This is a genomic window from Rhodobacter sp. NSM, assembly GCF_052244495.1.
In the GTDB taxonomy this organism is placed as follows: Bacteria; Pseudomonadota; Alphaproteobacteria; order Rhodobacterales; family Rhodobacteraceae; genus Cereibacter_A.
In genome coordinates, this window is the sequence record NZ_JBQPXH010000004.1 from 303,034 (window position 1) to 318,369 (window position 15,336).

16 protein-coding genes and 1 pseudogene are annotated in these 15,336 nt (G+C 69.8%); 8 read left to right on the plus strand and 9 right to left on the minus strand.

Going from position 1 to position 15,336, the window contains the following annotated elements; translation table 11 throughout:
* The first annotated feature begins 191 nt into the window (after positions 1-191).
* A complete protein-coding gene (gene lysA, locus ACTVZP_RS11130) occupies positions 192-1,457 on the plus strand; it encodes a diaminopimelate decarboxylase (RefSeq protein WP_443212222.1) in 1,266 nt (421 codons plus the stop codon).
* 28 nt (positions 1,458-1,485) lie between these two features.
* Positions 1,486-4,035 carry a TIGR02302 family protein gene (locus ACTVZP_RS11135; RefSeq protein ID WP_443212223.1) on the plus strand — a complete coding sequence of 850 codons (2,550 nt, stop codon included), beginning with the start codon at positions 1,486-1,488 and terminating at the stop codon, positions 4,033-4,035.
* A gap of 84 nt (positions 4,036-4,119) precedes the next feature.
* Here ACTVZP_RS11135 and ACTVZP_RS11140 read toward each other — a convergent pair whose 3' ends face one another.
* Both ACTVZP_RS11140 and ACTVZP_RS11145 read right to left on the minus strand, forming a co-directional pair.
* The gene (locus tag ACTVZP_RS11140; RefSeq protein WP_443212313.1) at positions 4,120-4,704 is read right to left on the minus strand and encodes a hypothetical protein; all 585 of its coding nucleotides are present in this window, start codon (positions 4,702-4,704) and stop codon (positions 4,120-4,122) included.
* Positions 4,705-4,980: 276 nt separating this feature from the next.
* A pseudogene (locus tag ACTVZP_RS11145) lies at positions 4,981-5,139 on the minus strand (hypothetical protein); the annotation flags it as partial.
* A 67-nt stretch (positions 5,140-5,206) separates the two neighbouring features.
* Here ACTVZP_RS11145 and ACTVZP_RS11150 point away from each other — a divergent pair.
* The 4 genes from ACTVZP_RS11150 to ACTVZP_RS11165 are packed head-to-tail and all read left to right on the plus strand — an operon-like array spanning position 5,207 to position 7,867.
* Positions 5,207-5,878, plus strand: coding sequence for a cell division ATP-binding protein FtsE (locus ACTVZP_RS11150; RefSeq protein ID WP_443212309.1), 672 nt, complete (start codon positions 5,207-5,209; stop codon positions 5,876-5,878).
* A complete protein-coding gene (locus ACTVZP_RS11155; RefSeq protein WP_443212224.1) occupies positions 5,875-6,777 on the plus strand; it encodes a cell division protein FtsX in 903 nt (300 codons plus the stop codon). The genes ACTVZP_RS11150 and ACTVZP_RS11155 overlap by 4 nt, the downstream gene beginning before the upstream one ends.
* A complete protein-coding gene (locus ACTVZP_RS11160; RefSeq protein ID WP_443212225.1) occupies positions 6,777-7,502 on the plus strand; it encodes a lysophospholipid acyltransferase family protein in 726 nt (241 codons plus the stop codon). The genes ACTVZP_RS11155 and ACTVZP_RS11160 overlap by 1 nt, the downstream gene beginning before the upstream one ends.
* Entirely contained in the window at positions 7,502-7,867 is a 366-nt protein-coding gene (locus ACTVZP_RS11165; RefSeq protein WP_443212226.1) for a TfoX/Sxy family protein, read from the plus strand. The genes ACTVZP_RS11160 and ACTVZP_RS11165 overlap by 1 nt, the downstream gene beginning before the upstream one ends.
* 64 nt (positions 7,868-7,931) lie before the next feature.
* Here ACTVZP_RS11165 and ACTVZP_RS11170 read toward each other — a convergent pair whose 3' ends face one another.
* From ACTVZP_RS11170 to mobA, 3 genes are read right to left on the minus strand one after another with little or no spacing between them, the layout of a single operon-like run.
* A complete protein-coding gene (locus tag ACTVZP_RS11170) occupies positions 7,932-8,522 on the minus strand; it encodes a GNAT family N-acetyltransferase (RefSeq protein WP_443212227.1) in 591 nt (196 codons plus the stop codon).
* Positions 8,519-9,877: a molybdopterin-guanine dinucleotide biosynthesis protein B gene (gene mobB, locus ACTVZP_RS11175; protein WP_443212228.1), complete on the minus strand. Its 1,359-nt coding sequence runs from the start codon at positions 9,875-9,877 to the stop codon at positions 8,519-8,521. Before mobB ends, ACTVZP_RS11170 begins: the two co-directional genes overlap by 4 nt.
* On the minus strand, positions 9,874-10,455 hold the full coding sequence (gene mobA, locus ACTVZP_RS11180) for a molybdenum cofactor guanylyltransferase MobA (RefSeq protein ID WP_443212229.1): 582 nt from the start codon (positions 10,453-10,455) through the stop codon (positions 9,874-9,876). The genes mobB and mobA overlap by 4 nt, the downstream gene beginning before the upstream one ends.
* Before the next feature lie 73 nt (positions 10,456-10,528).
* On the opposite strand from mobA, the gene ACTVZP_RS11185 reads away from it, so the two are divergent.
* Positions 10,529-11,236 (plus strand): AzlC family ABC transporter permease, encoded by a 708-nt coding sequence (locus ACTVZP_RS11185; protein WP_443212230.1) that lies wholly within the window; start codon positions 10,529-10,531, stop codon positions 11,234-11,236.
* Complete coding sequence (locus tag ACTVZP_RS11190; RefSeq protein ID WP_443212231.1) at positions 11,233-11,565, plus strand: AzlD domain-containing protein; 333 nt, start codon at positions 11,233-11,235, stop codon at positions 11,563-11,565. Before ACTVZP_RS11185 ends, ACTVZP_RS11190 begins: the two co-directional genes overlap by 4 nt.
* Before the next feature lie 37 nt (positions 11,566-11,602).
* On the opposite strand, the gene ACTVZP_RS11195 is transcribed toward ACTVZP_RS11190, so the two are convergent.
* The 4 genes from ACTVZP_RS11195 to ACTVZP_RS11210 all read right to left on the minus strand — a co-directional run bounded on the left by ACTVZP_RS11195 (position 11,603) and on the right by ACTVZP_RS11210 (position 15,312).
* Positions 11,603-12,214 (minus strand): hypothetical protein, encoded by a 612-nt coding sequence (locus tag ACTVZP_RS11195; RefSeq protein ID WP_443212232.1) that lies wholly within the window; start codon positions 12,212-12,214, stop codon positions 11,603-11,605.
* A 30-nt stretch (positions 12,215-12,244) separates the two neighbouring features.
* Entirely contained in the window at positions 12,245-12,430 is a 186-nt protein-coding gene (locus ACTVZP_RS11200; RefSeq protein WP_443212233.1) for an aa3-type cytochrome c oxidase subunit IV, read from the minus strand.
* A gap of 168 nt (positions 12,431-12,598) precedes the next feature.
* Positions 12,599-13,627 carry an MBL fold metallo-hydrolase gene (locus ACTVZP_RS11205; protein WP_443212234.1) on the minus strand — a complete coding sequence of 343 codons (1,029 nt, stop codon included), beginning with the start codon at positions 13,625-13,627 and terminating at the stop codon, positions 12,599-12,601.
* Positions 13,624-15,312, minus strand: coding sequence for an acyl-CoA dehydrogenase (locus ACTVZP_RS11210; RefSeq protein ID WP_443212235.1), 1,689 nt, complete (start codon positions 15,310-15,312; stop codon positions 13,624-13,626). Before ACTVZP_RS11210 ends, ACTVZP_RS11205 begins: the two co-directional genes overlap by 4 nt.
* Positions 15,313-15,336 lie beyond the last annotated feature (24 nt).

The window sequence follows — 15,336 nt, forward strand, 5'->3', positions numbered from 1 at the left end:
AGAGGTTCCCGAACAGGGAGCGGCTCCGGGACACAGTCGGGCCACCCCCGTGCTTCGCCCTCGCCTGTTGATCTCCTCGTCCCGCCTTCCGCCTTCCGCCTTCCGCCTTCCGCCTTCCGCCTTCCGCCTTCCGCCTTCCGCCTTCCGCGACCCGCTCGCCGACCCTGCCGGCCCCTGCAAGCTGAAAGATCATGGACCATTTTCTCTACCGTAACGGGTCGCTCCACGCCGAGGACGTGCGGCTCTCGGACATCGCCGCCACCGTCGGCACGCCCTTCTACTGCTATTCCTCGGCCACGCTCGAGCGGCACTACCGGCTCTTCACCGAGGCGCTGACGCCGCTGCCGCACATGGTCTGCTTCGCGATCAAGTCGCTGTCGAACCTCGCGGTGCTGAAGCTGCTCGGCAACCTCGGCGCGGGCATGGACGTGGTTTCGGGCGGCGAATATCGGCGGGCGAAGGCCGCGGGAGTGCCCGGCGACCGGATCGTCTTCTCGGGCGTCGGCAAGACCCGCGAGGAGATGCGCACCGCGCTCGAAGGCGGCATCCGCCAGTTCAACGTCGAATCCGAACCCGAGATGCGGGCACTGTCCGAGGTGGCCCACTCCATGGGGCTGCGCGCGCCCGTCGCGGTTCGGGTCAATCCGGACGTGGACGCCCGCACGCACGAGAAGATCGCGACGGGCAAGAAGGAGAACAAGTTCGGCATCCCGATCGAGCGCGCCTCCGAGGTCTATGCCGAGGCCGCGGCGCTGCCGGGGCTCGAGGTCGTGGGCATCGACGTCCACATCGGATCACAGCTCACCGAACTCGAGCCCTTCGAGCAGGCCTACCTGAAGGTCGCCGAACTGACCGGCCGCCTGCGCGCCGAGGGCCACGAGATCCGCAGGCTCGACCTCGGCGGCGGGCTCGGCATCCCCTATACGCGGTCGAACGAGGCCCCTCCCCTGCCACTCGACTACGGCGCGCTGATCAAGCGCACCGTGGGCCACCTCGGCTGCGAGATCGAGATCGAGCCGGGCCGGCTGATCTCGGGCAACTCGGGGGTGCTGGTGAGCCGGGTCATCTACGTCAAGAGCGGCGAGGGGCGCGACTTCCTGATCCTCGATGCGGCGATGAACGACCTCCTGCGGCCCTCGATGTATGGCGCACACCACGACATCGTGCCGGTCGAGGAGCCCGCTCCGGCGGCCGAGACCCAGGCCTACGATGTGGTGGGCCCGATCTGCGAGACCGGCGATACCTTCGCGAAGGCCCGTGCCCTGCCGGCGCTGGCCGAGGGAGACCTCGTGGCCTTTCGTTCGGCCGGCGCCTATGGCGCGGTGATGGCGTCGGAATACAATTCGCGCCCCCTCATTCCCGAGGTGCTGGTGGGCGGGGATCACTTCGCCGTCATTCGGGCAAGACCGACGTTTGACGAAATGCTCGCACGCGATAGCATCCCGGAATGGCTGTGACGCGCGCAGCCTCAGTCAGGCGAGGCGCATGGCCCAGGAAACCCGCGACCGCGAGGCAGCCCAGACATCTGTGACCGATCCGGCCACCCGGGCGGCGCTGGCGCGGTTGGTCTGGCCGCTCCGGCTGACCTTGGCGGGTCTGTGGGCCGAGCGGCTGGCGCGGAGCTTCTGGCCGGTCTGGACGATCCTGATCGCCACTCTGGCAGCTCTAGTCTTCGGGCTGCAGGATCTGCTTCCCCTCGACTGGGTGCGCGGGGCTCTGGTGCTGGCGGGCCTGGGGGCTTTCGTGGCGGTGGCCTTCGGGGTTCGCGCGTTCCGCAAGCCGACGCGGGCGGATGCGATGGCCCGGCTCGATGCCTCGCTGCCGGGGCGGCCGATCTCCTCGATGACCGACGAGCAGGCGATCGGCAGCGGCGATCCCTGGTCGCGCGCGATCTGGGAGACGCACCGCCGCCGCATGGCCGAGCGCGCGGCCGAGGCGCGACCGGTCCGTCCTGACCTGCGGCTTGCACCGCGTGATCCCTTCGCGTTGCGCTACCTCGCGCTGACCGCCCTGGTCGTCGCGCTGATCTTCGGCTCGGTCTGGCGCGTGGCTTCGGTGACGGGCATCGCCGGCGGCGGTGCCGAAGCCATGGTGGGACCCAGCTGGGAGGTCTGGGCGCAGCCCCCCTCCTACACCGGCAAGCCCTCGCTCTACCTGAACGAGATCGACGACGCCGAGATCACTCTCCCGGTCGGAAGCCGCCTGCAGATCCGCCTCTATGGCGAACTGGGCGACCTGACGGTGACCGAGAGCGTGTCGGGCCGCCCGGCGGGCGAAGCGCCGCCCGGGCCCGCGCAGGACGTGGAGGTCCGCCAGACCGGCGCGGTCACCATCGACGGACCCGGCGGGCGCAGCTGGAAGATCATGGCGCTGGCAGATCGTCCGCCGCTCGTGACCGCCGACGGCAACATGGAACGTGAGGCCGACGGGCAGATGAAGCTCTCGTTCTCGGCCCAGGACGACTACGGCGTCACCGGCGGCAAGGCGACGATCCTGCTCGACCTGCCCGAGGTCGACCGCCGCCATGGCCTCGCCATCGACCCGGAACCGCGCGAGCCGGTGACGCTCGACCTGCCGCTGCCCATCGCGGGCAGCCGCGTCGAGTTCAGCGAGACGCTGGTCGAGGATCTGGCCAAGCATCCCTTCGCGAACCTTCCCGTTGTGCTGAACCTCTCGGTCACCGATGCGGCCATGCAGGAGGGGCTGGCGGAGCCGCTGAAGGTGGTGCTGCCGGGCCGGCGTTTCTTCGACCCGCTGGCCGCGGCGTTGATCGAGATGCGGCGCGACCTGCTGTGGAACCGCGCCAACGGGCCGCGCACCGCGCAGATCCTCCATGCCGTGACGCATGCGCCCGAAGGTCTCTTCCGCAACCCGCGCGCCTTCCTGCGCACCCGCGTGCTGATGCGCCAGCTCGATGCCGGTGCCGCCACTCTCGCCCCGGCCGCGCGCGACGAGATCGCCGAGCAGCTTTGGGAAATCGCGCTGATGGTCGAGGAGGGCGATCTCGCCTCGGCGCTCGAGGCGCTGCGGCGCGCGCAGGACCGGCTCGACGAGGCGATCCGCAACGGGGCGTCGCAGGACGAGATCGAGCAGCTGATGGAGGAGATGCGTCAGGCGCTCGACAACTACATGCGCGAACTGGCCGAGGAAGCGCAGCGCAATCCCGACCAGCAGCAGTCCGAGAACCGGCAGAGCATGGAGATGTCGGGCGACCAGCTGCAGGAGATGCTCGACAAGCTTCAGGAGCTGATGGAGCAGGGCAAGATGGCCGAAGCGGCCGAGCTGATGGAGATGATGCGTCAGCTGATGGAGAACATGCAGGTCACGATGGGCGAGGGCCAGGGTCAGGGTCAGGGCAGCCAGGCGATGCGCGACCTCTCCGAAACGCTGCGCGACCAGCAGGGCCTGTCGGACGACTCGTTCCAGGAATTGCAGCGCGGGCCGCAGGGCCAGCAGGGTGAAGGCCAGCAGGGCGAGGGTCAGCAGGGCCAGAACCGGCAGGGCCAGGGTCAGCAGGGCGAGGGCCGAGACGGCCAGAGCCTCGCCGAACGCCAGCGCGAGCTTCGCGACCGCCTGAACGGCATGCAGGACCAGTCGCTGCCGGGCCAGGGCAGCCAGCGCGGCGAGAACGGCCGGCGCTCGCTCGACGATGCAGGCCGGGCGATGCGCGAGGCGGAGCGGGCGCTTCGGGACGGGGACCTGCCCGGCGCGCTCGACCGGCAGGCCGAGGCGATGGAGTCGCTGCGCGAGGGCATGCGCGAATTCGGCGAGGCCATGGCCGAGGAGCAGCGCCAGCAGAACGGACAGGGCGAGGGCGAGGCCTTCGGGCGGGCCGATCCCAACAGCCAGCGCGACCCGCTCGGGCGCGAACCGGGCGAAACCGGCCGGATCGGCTCGGACCGGAACATGCTTCAGGGCGAGGACGTCTACCGGCGGGCGCAGGACCTGCTGGACGAGATCCGCCGCCGGTCCGGCGACCTGTCGCGCCCCGAGATCGAGCGAGAGTATCTCCGGCGGCTTCTCGACATGTACTGAGCGGGGGCTGTCTGCCCCCGCGCCCCCGAGGATATTTGCACGAGAATGAAGGACTGGCCTCCGGGGGAGGGGTTTGCCTCCGGGTCAGTCGCCGCGCAGGATCTCGACCGCCGCGCGAAGCAGGCGATCGAGCAGCAGCCGCGCCTCGTCCACGCCCGCAACATAGCTTCGCAGCGCCGGTTCGGCCTCGGGGATCTCGGCCGCGATACGGGGGGCCATGACATAGGCCGTGGCAAGGATGAGGGCGATGAAGATCATCAGGAAGAACCCCGTCCGGTAGCCGGCGCGCGACCCGCGCACCGGCTCCTCATCGGGCAGGGCCTCTTCCGGAGGGCGGGCGACGTTGGAGCGGAGGCTCGAATTTATCTCCTCGATGTCCGGCAGCAGGTCGCGACGCGGACGCGGCATGGGCTCTGCGATGGCCGCGCCACCGATCGGAGCACTTGGGCCTGCCGTGGCAGCAGCGGGCCTGCCCGGACCGGCCGCCACTGGACCGGCGGGCGCCTCCGGAATGGCCGAAGGCGCCGTCCGAACGGGCTCCACATCCGTGTCCTCGCCACGGCGCTGGCGGGCGGCAAGTTCCGCTTCCTCACGCAGGACGGCGAGCAGGCTTTCGTCGAGGCTGCGGCTCGGGGGTGCGACGGGTTCGGGCACGGGTCCGGCGGACATGTCCTCCTCGTCGTCCTCGAGGTCGGTTCCACCGGCATGGCCAAACGCCGGGGCGGGACGAGGTGACGGGTCGGCCGGGGGAGGCGGAGCCTGCGTGTCTGCCGGCTCCGCGTTCGGTTCCGGCTCGGGCGCGGGATCGTAGGAAGGCGGGGCCGCGGCAGGGATCGGAGCGGCAGGCGACGGCCTCGGCGCGGAGCCCTCCGGTCGGATCAGCGACACGGGGCGCTGGAACCACCCATGACCGCAGTTCGAGCACTGGACGTCACGCCCCTCCGGCGGGATTGCATCGTCGGACACTTCGTATTGCGCATCGCAACTCGGGCAAATCAGCCGCATGTCCCTCTTCCTGCCCCCGGCCTTGTTTCTTGCGTCATCTTGTAGCGCCGATATGGCGACCATCCAAGCCTTTGTGGCCGAGGCCGCATCGAGCCGCATTGAAACCGCGCACGGGCTGGTTAAGACTGCGGCCGCATCCGCGGAGACGCCAAGGGGAGTGACGGGCGTGATCGCCTTCGACAATGTCGCCTACAGCTATGGCGGGGCCGAGCTCCTGTCCGAGATATCTCTGCGCCTCACGCCCGGCTCGTTCCATTTCCTGACGGGGCCTTCGGGCTCCGGCAAGTCCACATTCCTCAAGCTCTGCTATGCGGAACTGCTGCCCACGGCCGGCAGCGTGACCATCTTCGACCGCGAGGTGCGCGCACTCGGGCGCGACGAGGTGGCGCGCATGCGCCGGCGCATCGGCGTGGTGCATCAGGATTGCCAGTTTCTCGACCATCTCCCGCTTGCGGCGAACGTTACGCTGCCCCTCACCGTCACGGGCCGCGACACGAACGCGCAGGATCTGGCGGATCTGATGTCCTGGGTCGGGCTGGGCCAGCTGGCCGATGCCCTGCCGCCGTCGCTCTCGGGCGGCGAACGCCAGCGGGGAGCGGTGGCCCGCGCGATCATCACCTCGCCCGACGTGCTTCTGGCCGACGAGCCCACGGGCAACCTCGACTGGGACATGTCGCTCAGGCTCCTGAAGCTGCTGGTGGAGCTGAACCGGATGGGCACGACGATCCTCGTCGCCACGCACGACCTCAACCTCATCCGCAATGCCAAGCAGCAGGTGGCGGCGCGCGTCCTGCGGATCTCGAACCGGCGCATCCAGCTTGCGGGGGCCGATCTGTGACCTTCCGCGAGCTTCTGAGCGAGATCACGACCCCGGACCGGCAGGCCGACCGCGTGGTGCCACCCTCGGGACACACCGCGTGGCTCACCGGATTCACTGCCGGAACCATGGCCTTCCTCGCGGTCTTCGCGCTCGCCCTTTCGCTGGCGGCGGGGCGTCTGGCCGACCGCTGGGGCGAGGCGCTGGAGCGGACCGCCACGATCCGGATCTCGGCGCCCGAGGAGCAGATGGAGGTCCAGACCCGCGCGGCGCTCGACCTGCTCGCCACGACGCCCGGCGTGGCCTCGGCCCGCGCGCTGACCGACGAGGAGGAGCATGCGCTGCTCGAGCCCTGGTTCGGCGCGGATCTGCCCCTCGACACGCTGCCGATCCCGCGGCTGATCGAGTTGCAGGAAGAGGGAGAGGGCTACGACGCGGAGGGCCTGCGCCAGCGGCTCGCGGCCGAGGCGCCGGGCGCGGTGCTCGACGACCACCTGCGGTGGCGCCAGCCGCTCGCGGTCGCGGCCTCGCGGTTGCGGCTGCTGGGGGCGGTGTCGATCCTGCTGATCCTGGCCAGCACGGCCGCGATGATCACGCTGGCCGCCAATGCCTCGCTCGCGGCCAACGCGAAGGTGATTGGCGTGCTGCGCCTCGTCGGTGCGCGCGACATCTACATCGTGCGCGCCTTCGTGCGGCGCTTCACGCTCAGGGCGCTGACCGGAGCTGCCGCGGGCACGGTGGCAGGGCTTCTCGCCGTGGCGCTCCTGCCATCGGCCGATGCGGCGGGCGGCTTTCTCACCGGGCTGGGATTCCAAGGCGCAGGATGGCTCCTGCCGTTCCTGCTGCCGCCGGTTGCCGCAGTGACCGCCTTCGCCGCGACCCGCGCCGCCGCATTCCGAAAGCTCAAGGAACTCACCTGATGCGCACAGCGCTGCAATGGATCCGGTCCTTCGTCTTCAACATCGTCATGTACGCCTCGATGATCCTCATCGCCCTGGCCTTCACGCCGCTGGTGCTGGTGGACAGGAAGTGGGCGCCGGTCTGGATGCGGCTCTTCGCCCGGTGGACGCGGTTCGCGCTGCGCTGGATCGCGGGCCTGAAGACCGAGGTGCGAGGACAGGTCCCGACGGGCGCCGCCCTCATCGCATCGAAGCACCAGAGCTTTCTTGATTCCATCGTGCTCTTCTCGGTCCTGCCCGCGCCGCGGTTCATCATGAAGAAGCAACTCGCCTGGATCCCACTGATGGGCTGGATGGCGATCCGCGCCGGGTTCATCCCCGTCGATCGCGGCAAGCGCGGTGCAGCCGTGAAGAAGATGATGGCCGACGTCGAGAAGGGTCGCGAGACGCCGGGTCAGCTCATCATCTATCCGCAGGGTACGCGGGTCGCTCCGGGCAAGCACCTGCCCTACAAGATGGGCACGGCCGCGCTCTATGGCCAGCTGGAACAGGACTGTTATCCCGTCGCGGCCAATGTGGGCGTCTTCTGGCCCAGGCACGGGATCTATCGCCGCCCCGGCACCGCGGTGGTGGAATTCCTGCCGCCGATCCCGCCGGGTCACACCGCCGCCGCCTTCATGGTCGAGCTCGAGGGAGCCATCGAGACGACGTCCAACCGGCTCATCGCCGAGGCGCAGGCGCGCTGATGGCGACCGATCCCCGCACGGCGGCACAGATCGCCGACGCCCTCCGCGACGCGGGCGCCATCTCGCTTCGCCGGATGTTCGGCGAATATGCGGTCTATCTCGACGGCCGGGTGGTTGGGTTCATCTGCGACGACCAGCTGTTCCTGAAGGACCTGCCGGAGGCGCGGGCCTTCCTGCCGGAGGCCGCCACCGGACGGCCTTATCCGGGGGCCAGGCTCTACATTGCCATCGCGGACGAGCTTGACGACGAGGAGACGCTGGTCCGTGCCGTGCGGGCGCTGGCAGAGGTGCTGCCCGTGCCTGCACTCCGGAAGCGGAAGGACCGCGCCTCCGGGCAACGACCCGCGAAACCCGAACACGGCTGAGGCGGGAGCAGACCGGCCGGTGCCCCGGAAGACCCGGTCCGCAGCCCCGCGCCGGCAGGCCGGATCAGCCCGCGACGTGGCGGATCATCGTGATCGCGGCGTTGAAGCCGAAGATGTGGCGCAGGGGGCCGATCCCGTGGCTGCGGACGGCGACGAAGCCCGTCCGCTCGTAGAGCGCGCGGGCGCGCCAGTTGGTGTCGATGACGTCGAGCCGCACGGCCGGGTAGCCGCGCCGTGTGGCCTCGGCGCAGATTTCGGCCAGAAGCGCGCTGCCGATCCCCTGGCTGCGCATCTCGCGCGCGACGCAGATCCCGTCGAGCAGGAACCGCTCGTTGTCGACGTCGCCCTGCAGTGCCCGGAGGATGAGGGTGCGCCAGGTGCCGCCCCATGTGCCATAGACCGCCCGCATGTCGGCGAAGGTGCCTCCGGCGAACCCGCCCGTCGGCGTCTTGAAACCCGCGAGGCCGATCAAGCGCCCCTCGCCATCGAGAGCGGCGATGACGTGATCCGACCGCATGACCCGCTGCAGGAAGGCGAGCGCCCGCGGCTCCGGCCCCATGACACCGCCGAGCTTGCCGCCGAAGGCCTGCCAGTAGAGTTCCGCAGCCAGTTGCCTCTGCGATGCAGGCAGGCCGTGCAGCAGCGCGACCTTCATATCAGGGCAAGCCGGAGTTGCTCGGCATGACCCGCGCCGAGGATCCAGCCCTCTTCGGCGCGACCCGGCCAGTCGGGCACGTCCGCGAGGAGATCGTTGAGCGAGCCATCCCGGGCCATGCGCCAGAGCGCGCGCGCCATCAGCCGCACCTGCGCCGAGTCCTTGATCTCGCCCTCTCGCGTCGCCTTGGTGATCTGCGGCCCGAGGAGCGACGGGTAGATCTCGGCCACCACCAGCGGCCCGGAGCCGCCCTCGAAGGGCCATGCCGAGGCATGGAAGCGGCGGCGGAGGCGCGCGATCACCGGCAGGCCCAGCAGCGCCTGCGAGCCGACCGAGCCGGTCGTGTAGAGTTTCCAGACCGGATGGGCCCTCGGCACGGCAAGCTCGACCCGCCGCCGCTCGGCAATGCCGAGGGCCTCGTGGTCGCACAGCTTGCGGTCGGGCAGGTTCGCGAGTTCCAGTCCGCCGGGGCGGCCCCAGAACGGGCCGGACGTGGGGAAGTCCGCATTGATCCGGTCGGCCAGCTGGAAGCGGTTGTTGGCGTTGTCCGGCCCGTCCTCGATCCGCTGCTCCAGCCAGTCCCACAGGGCGGGCGCAAAGGCTTCGCCGGTCAGGCGCGGCGCGAAGCCCTGCGGATAGCCGAAGGGGAAGTCGAAGCCCGCCAGCACCCGACGCCCCGCGGCAAGTTCGAAGGCGAAGAGATCGCTCAGATGTGCCTCGGCATCGGCCCTCGTGCGGTGGTAGCTGACCGTCTCGCCAAGCGGCGAGGCCACGCCGATCCAGATCGCATCCGACGAGGGCTTGCGCGGCGAAGGCACCGAGGCGCCCGACCAGTCCACGGCGATGACGGTGTCGAAGCCCGACCGCACGAGCCCGGTATCGGCAAGGATGAAATCGGCCACGGCCTCCGCGTCGTCCAGATCGAGGACCGGCACCGAGAGCGACAGCGCCACGTCGCTCGCCACGGCCCGCACCCAAGGATCGCCCGGCTGGATCAGCTCCTTCCCGTTGGTCTGGCGGAACACCTCGATCTTGGGGTGTGGCTCGGACTTCCCGCCCTCCACCAGCACGAGATCGACCGGCGCCATCCGGTCGAGGATCGTGGCAAGGCGGGGCGCTTCCCCGTGATGCTCCTGCATGAAGGTCAGGCGGCGGGGTCCGGCCAGCACCACCTCGGTCGCGCCCGCCGTGCGGTGGCGATGGCTGTCGGTTCCCGGTCGGTCGAGATCCACGTCATGATGGCTGTGCTTGACGGTCGAGACCGTAAAGCCCCTTGCCGCGACGGCCGCGACCAGCCGCTCGACGAGGCCGGTCTTACCCGCGTCCTTCCAGCCGATGATTCCGTAGACCCTCATGCACCCTTCCGCAGCATCGATTCGGCGCGGGCGAGATCATCCGGCGCATTCAGGTTGAGGAAGGCGTTTTCGTCGGGAAATCCAGCCCGTGCGGCCCCATGCCGCGCCGCGAAGCCCATGACGCGCGCCTCGCCCGCCGCAAGCCAGTCCGAGAGATCCCCGGCCAGTGCCACCGGCCAGAGGCCGCAGGCCGGATGGACGCGCCCGCCCGCCTCGGCCACGGCGCAGCCGCCATCCCCGGCAAGCCAGAGCCGCGGCGCGAGGTCGCCGGGCAGGAACGGCGTATCCACCGGCGCCGTCACCAGCGCATCGGCCCCTGCGGCCGCTGCCCAGCGCAGGCCGGCAAGCACGCCCGAGAGCGGACCCTGCGGATGCTCGTCGGCCAGCACCGGCAGGCCCAGCGCCGCGAAGCGCGCGGGATCGCCGTTCGCGCTGATCGCGAGCTCCTCGACCTGCGGTCCGAGCCGCTCGACCGCGAACTGCACCAGCGGCTTGCCGGCCAGCGCGAGGAAGGCCTTGTCGGTGCCGCCCATGCGGCGGCCCTGACCGCCTGCGAGGATCAGTCCGAAGAGTCTCATGGCGCCTCCGATTGCATCGCCCGACCAGAAGCCCTAAGCGCAAGAGATACGGCCGACAACCCGAAGGTTTCCCATGTCCGTCCGACGCTCGGCATTCCTGCGCGGCCTCTGGGCCGCAGCCCCCTTCTCGCTGGTCATCGCGCCCTTCGGGCTGCTCTTCGGCGTCGTGGGCACCGAGGCGGGCCTCGACATCGTCGAAGTCATGGGCTTCTCGATCATCGTCATTGCGGGCGCGGCGCAGTTCGCAGCGGTGCAGATGATGGCCGACCATGCGCCGACTATCATCATCCTCGCCACCTCGCTGGCGGTGAACCTGCGGATGGCGATGTATTCCGCGTCCCTGACGCCGCATCTGGGACAGGCGCCGGTGGGGCTGCGGGCATTGATGGCCTATTGCCTCGTCGACCAGACCTATGCCGCGTCGATGATCGAATACGACCGCCGCCCGCAGCAGAGCCTTGGCGAGAAGATCGCCTTCTTCTTCGGCACGGTGCTGCCGGTCTGCCCGCTGTGGTATGTCGCGACCTATGTCGGCGCGAAGCTCGGCACGAGCATCCCGCCCGAGTTCGCGCTCGATTTCGCGGTGCCCATCACGTTCCTCGCCATGATCGCGCCGTTGCTGCGGACGCCGGCCCATATCGCCTCGGCCTTCGTCTCGGTGGCGCTGTCGCTGGCGCTGGCCTTCGTGCCCTACAATGGCGGACTGCTCGTGGCCGCGCTGGCCGCGATGGTGACGGGGGCTCAGGTCGAGGCCTGGACCGAGCGGAGGCGCATGGCATGATCGAGAACACGACACAGGTCTGGATCGTGATGATCGTGCTGGGCCTCGGCACCTTCCTGCTGCGGTTCTCGTTCCTCGGGCTGATCGGCAGTCGCTCGCTGCCCGTCTGGGCGCTGCGCATGCTGCGCTATACGCCGGTGGCCGTGCTTCCGGGTCTGGTCGCGCCGCTCGTTCTCTGGCCGCAGGCCACGGGGGGCGAGACGGATCCCGCACGCCTCGCCGCGGCGGTGGCGACGGTTGCCGTGGGACTGCTCACGCGCAACGTCTTCGCCGCGATCTTCGGAGGCGCAGCCGTTCTCTACCTGACGCCCTGGCTTCTGGCACTCTGACCGCCGGCGCGAACGCGGGCCATCATCCGGAGCAGCCTCAGCCGAGCCGCGGATCGCCATGCTGCACGATCAGCACGCCGTGATTGTCATCCGCATCGTCGTCATGGATCGTGCGGGTGGTCGCACCCGGCAGACGGCCGAACTCCTCGCGCAGGCGGTTCGGGAACCAGGTGACGCCGATCTGCTCCAGTCCCGGCGTGCCGTGCAGGATGATCGAGATCGCCCGCGCGCAGTTGGCCTTCGGCACCGCTCCGTAGGCCATCGCGTGACGCAGCACGGCCTCGGCGACCTCCGGCGGAACCATGACGGTCTGCTCGTGGACGTCGAAGGTCTCGCGTGCATGGTAGTCGATGTAGAAGGCCTCGACCTTCGGCGTGACGCCGAAATGGACGTCGTTGCGCTCGGGCAGCGCCGGATGGTGCCATGACCCCGCGGGGTCGAACATGACGACCTGCGATCCGTTGATGAGAAGGCCCGAATGGGCCCCCGATCCGTCCGTCACCCGGGTTACGGTAAATAGGGTGAGCGACGTAGGCTCGCCCGAGACGAACCGGGCACGGGCGACCTGATCGTCGGGCGCCCAGACGGGCTCGGCACCGCCGCAGGCGGCCAGCGCCAGGAAGGCGGCACAGAAGAGGAGATGGCGCATCGTATGTCCGCTGACGTGGTCTGCCCGAGGTCAGCCGTTCACGAGGGCCACGAAGATCAGCAGGGCGAGGATGCCGACGACGGCCCATGACACCATGCGGATGAAGCCTGCGAAGGTCTTTTCCTGCTGGCTGATGTCCATGCTGCCGGGCACATGCCCGTGGGCGGGGTGCGTATGATCTGCCATCGGTCCGGTTCCCTTGTTATCTTCTGCCATCTATCCGATTTCCTCGCTTCTGTCACGCCTTCGCCCCCTCAGGGCTTCACGCCGTCGCTCGGAGGCCGGATCAGGCGGTCAGTCCTCTGCAGGTCGCGGGCATGGCCACGCACAGAGCGCCGCCTCTGCCATCCTGCCCGCCCGCCTTCCAGCATGCGAGGTGCACGGCTATGCCCGCCGCCAGATCCACTCGCCCCGCGCGCCACGCGTCCGGCTGGCCTCGCCCCGGTGCCAGAGGTGGTTCAGATGCGCCACCGCCTCGACCAGCGCCATCCCGTAGGCCGACCCCGTCAGCTCGCGCCCGAACAGCGGGACATAACAGCCGACCGCCGTCCGTGGTTCCGCCAGATGCGCGCGGAGCCGGTCGAGCGCGCCCACGTGATTCTCGACCATCTGGCGCAGGCGGAGCGGCAGGCCGGTAAAGGGAAGCTTGTGTCCCGGCAGGATCAGGTGGCGGTCCTCGGCATGCGCCTGAAAGGCGCGGCAGGAGGCGAGCCAGTCCGCCAGCGGATCGGCATCGGGCTCCGAGGCATAGACGCCGATGTTCGCCGAGATCCCCGGCAGAAGCTGGTCGCCGCCGAGCACGAGGTCGTCGTCGAGGCTCCAGAGCGTGGCATGTTCCGGCGCGTGGCCATGGCCGATGCGGACCCGCCAGCGCCGCCCGCCCGCGGTCAGCTCGTCGCCCTCGACGATCCGCGTGAAGCCGAGTGGCAGAGGCGCCACCATGTCCGAGAAGTTGAAGGGCCGTTCCGCCGCGCGCTCGGCCAGCATGTCCGGAGGCATCCCGGCTGAGCGCCAGAAGTCCAGCGTCTCGGGCGCAGGCACCGTCTGGACGTCGAGCACGAGCATCCGGGCATAGAGCCAGGAGGTGCGGGTGGTAGTCAGTTCGGCGCCCGTCGACTGGAACCACCCCGCCATGCCGATGTGGTCGGGGTGATAGTGGGTCACGATCACCCGGCGGATCGGGCGGCCGCCGAGCGGACCCTCCATCAGCCGCTGCCAGATCGCCCGCCCGCGCCTGCTGTCGAAGCCGGTGTCCACCAGCGTCCAGCCGTCCCCGTCGTCGAGCGCGAAGACGTTCACATGGTCGAGCTGCATCGGCAGCGGCAGGCGCAGCCAGAGCACGCCCTCGGCCAGAGGAACCGCATCGCCTTCCGCAGGCGGGACCTCGAACGGCGTGCGGATCTGGCAGGTCACGCCGCCAGATCCTCGGGCGAAAGCGCGTAGAGACCCGCCGCCCCCTCGCGCACCTGCGCAAGCAGCGCCGCATGCTCCGGAAGCAGCCTGCGGATCGCGACCCTTGCCAACGGCTCGCGCGCGGGGTCGGCGACTGCCGCCGTGAGGTGGAAATGCGCGCCCAGCACGCGGGCAAAGGCGCGCAGATAGGGAACGGCCCCGGCATAGCGGTCCTGCATCTCCTGCCCGACAAGCGTCTCGGTCGCATCCCGCAGCGCCTCGGAGGCAGCCCAGACGTCGTTGGCCAGATCCGGCAGGCTGTGGCGCGCGGTCTCGGCCGCGTCCTCGATCTCCTGCAGGAGGCGGAAGGCGGCCTCGCCGCCATCCATCATCTTCCGGCCCACGAGGTCCATCGCCTGGATGCCGTTGGTGCCCTCATAGATCGCCGTCACCCGCACGTCGCGCAGGAACTGCGCCGCCCCCGTGCCCTCGATGAAGCCGGTACCGCCGTGGACCTGCACCCCCATCGAGGCGACCTCGATGCCGATGTCGGTGCCGTAGGCCTTGGCGATCGGCGTGAGCAGCGCGGCCCGCGCCTTCCACTCGGCCGAACCCGTCGCCCGCCCCATGTCGAGCGCCACGGCACAGGCAAGGGCGATGGCGCGGGCCGAGAAGGTCTCGGCCTTCATCACCGCGAGCATCCGGCGCACATCGGCGTGTTCGAAGATCGTGCCCTGCCCGCCCTGCCGGCGCTCCAGCGCATAGGTGACGGCGGCCTGGGTTGCCGCCTCGGCCACCCCCACGCCCTGCGCGCCGACGCCGAGGCGGGCGTTGTTCATCATCGTGAACATCGCAGCCATTCCCTTGTGCGGCTCGCCGACGAGCCAGCCCTTCGCGCCGTCATAGTCCATGACGGCCGTCGGCGATCCGTGCAGGCCCAGCTTCTCCTCGAGGCTGACCACCGTCACCGCGTTGCGCGGGCCCGGGTTGCCATCGGCATCTGGAAGGAACTTCGGCACGAGGAAGAGGCTGATGCCCCGCGTTCCCGGCGCGGCATCGGGCAGCCGCGCCAGCACCAGATGGCAGACATTGGCGTTGAAGTCGTTGTCGCCCCAGGTGATGTAGATCTTCTGCCCGGTCACCGCATAGGTCCCGTCGCCGAGCGGTTCCGCCCGCGTCCGGACCGCGCCCACATCCGAGCCCGCCTGCGGCTCGGTCAGGTTCATCGTGCCGTTCCACTCGCCTGAGATGAGCTTCGGAAGGTAGAGCGCCTTCAGCTCGTCCGAGGCGTGATGCTCCAGCGCCTCGATCTGGCCCTGCGTCAGCAAGGGGTTGAGCTGAAGCGACAGGCAGGCCGAGGCCATCATCTCGTTCACCACCGTCGTCACCGAGATGGGCAGGCCCATGCCGCCATGTTCGGGATCGGCCGAGATCCCCACCCAGCCGCCTTCGGCAATGGCCCGAAAGCCCTCGGCGTAACCGGGCGGCGTCCGCACCACCCCGTTCTCGAGCCGAGCCGGATGCATGTCCCCCGGCCGTTGCAGGGGCGCCAGCACCTCCTCGCAGAGCTTGCCGGCCTCGACGAGGATCGCCTCGACCGTCTCCGGTGTCGCCTCGGAAAACCGTTCCGTCGCCGCAACCTGTCCGAGGCCCACCACATGGCCCAGAAGAAAGCGAAAGTCTGCCAGCGGGGCGCGATACGGCATGATGTCCTCCGGGAGGGCCTGCCT

Excerpts from the sequence above, each read along its gene's own strand:
- lysA (WP_443212222.1), top strand. The coding sequence starts at position 192 with ATGGACCATTTTCTCTACCGTAACGGGTCGCTCCACGCCGAGGACGTG.
- mobB (WP_443212228.1), bottom strand. The coding sequence starts at position 9,877 with ATGAGGGTCTACGGAATCATCGGCTGGAAGGACGCGGGTAAGACCGGC.
- ACTVZP_RS11195 (WP_443212232.1), bottom strand. The coding sequence starts at position 12,214 with ATGCGCCATCTCCTCTTCTGTGCCGCCTTCCTGGCGCTGGCCGCCTGC.
- ACTVZP_RS11190 (WP_443212231.1), top strand. The coding sequence starts at position 11,233 with ATGATCGAGAACACGACACAGGTCTGGATCGTGATGATCGTGCTGGGC.
- mobA (WP_443212229.1), bottom strand. The coding sequence starts at position 10,455 with ATGAGACTCTTCGGACTGATCCTCGCAGGCGGTCAGGGCCGCCGCATG.
- ACTVZP_RS11185 (WP_443212230.1), top strand. The coding sequence starts at position 10,529 with ATGTCCGTCCGACGCTCGGCATTCCTGCGCGGCCTCTGGGCCGCAGCC.
- ACTVZP_RS11210 (WP_443212235.1), bottom strand. The coding sequence starts at position 15,312 with ATGCCGTATCGCGCCCCGCTGGCAGACTTTCGCTTTCTTCTGGGCCAT.
- ACTVZP_RS11140 (WP_443212313.1), bottom strand. The coding sequence starts at position 4,704 with ATGTCCGCCGGACCCGTGCCCGAACCCGTCGCACCCCCGAGCCGCAGC.
- ACTVZP_RS11160 (WP_443212225.1), top strand. The coding sequence starts at position 6,777 with ATGCGCACAGCGCTGCAATGGATCCGGTCCTTCGTCTTCAACATCGTC.
- ACTVZP_RS11170 (WP_443212227.1), bottom strand. The coding sequence starts at position 8,522 with ATGAAGGTCGCGCTGCTGCACGGCCTGCCTGCATCGCAGAGGCAACTG.
- ACTVZP_RS11165 (WP_443212226.1), top strand. The coding sequence starts at position 7,502 with ATGGCGACCGATCCCCGCACGGCGGCACAGATCGCCGACGCCCTCCGC.
- ACTVZP_RS11200 (WP_443212233.1), bottom strand. The coding sequence starts at position 12,430 with ATGGCAGAAGATAACAAGGGAACCGGACCGATGGCAGATCATACGCAC.
- ACTVZP_RS11135 (WP_443212223.1), top strand. The coding sequence starts at position 1,486 with ATGGCCCAGGAAACCCGCGACCGCGAGGCAGCCCAGACATCTGTGACC.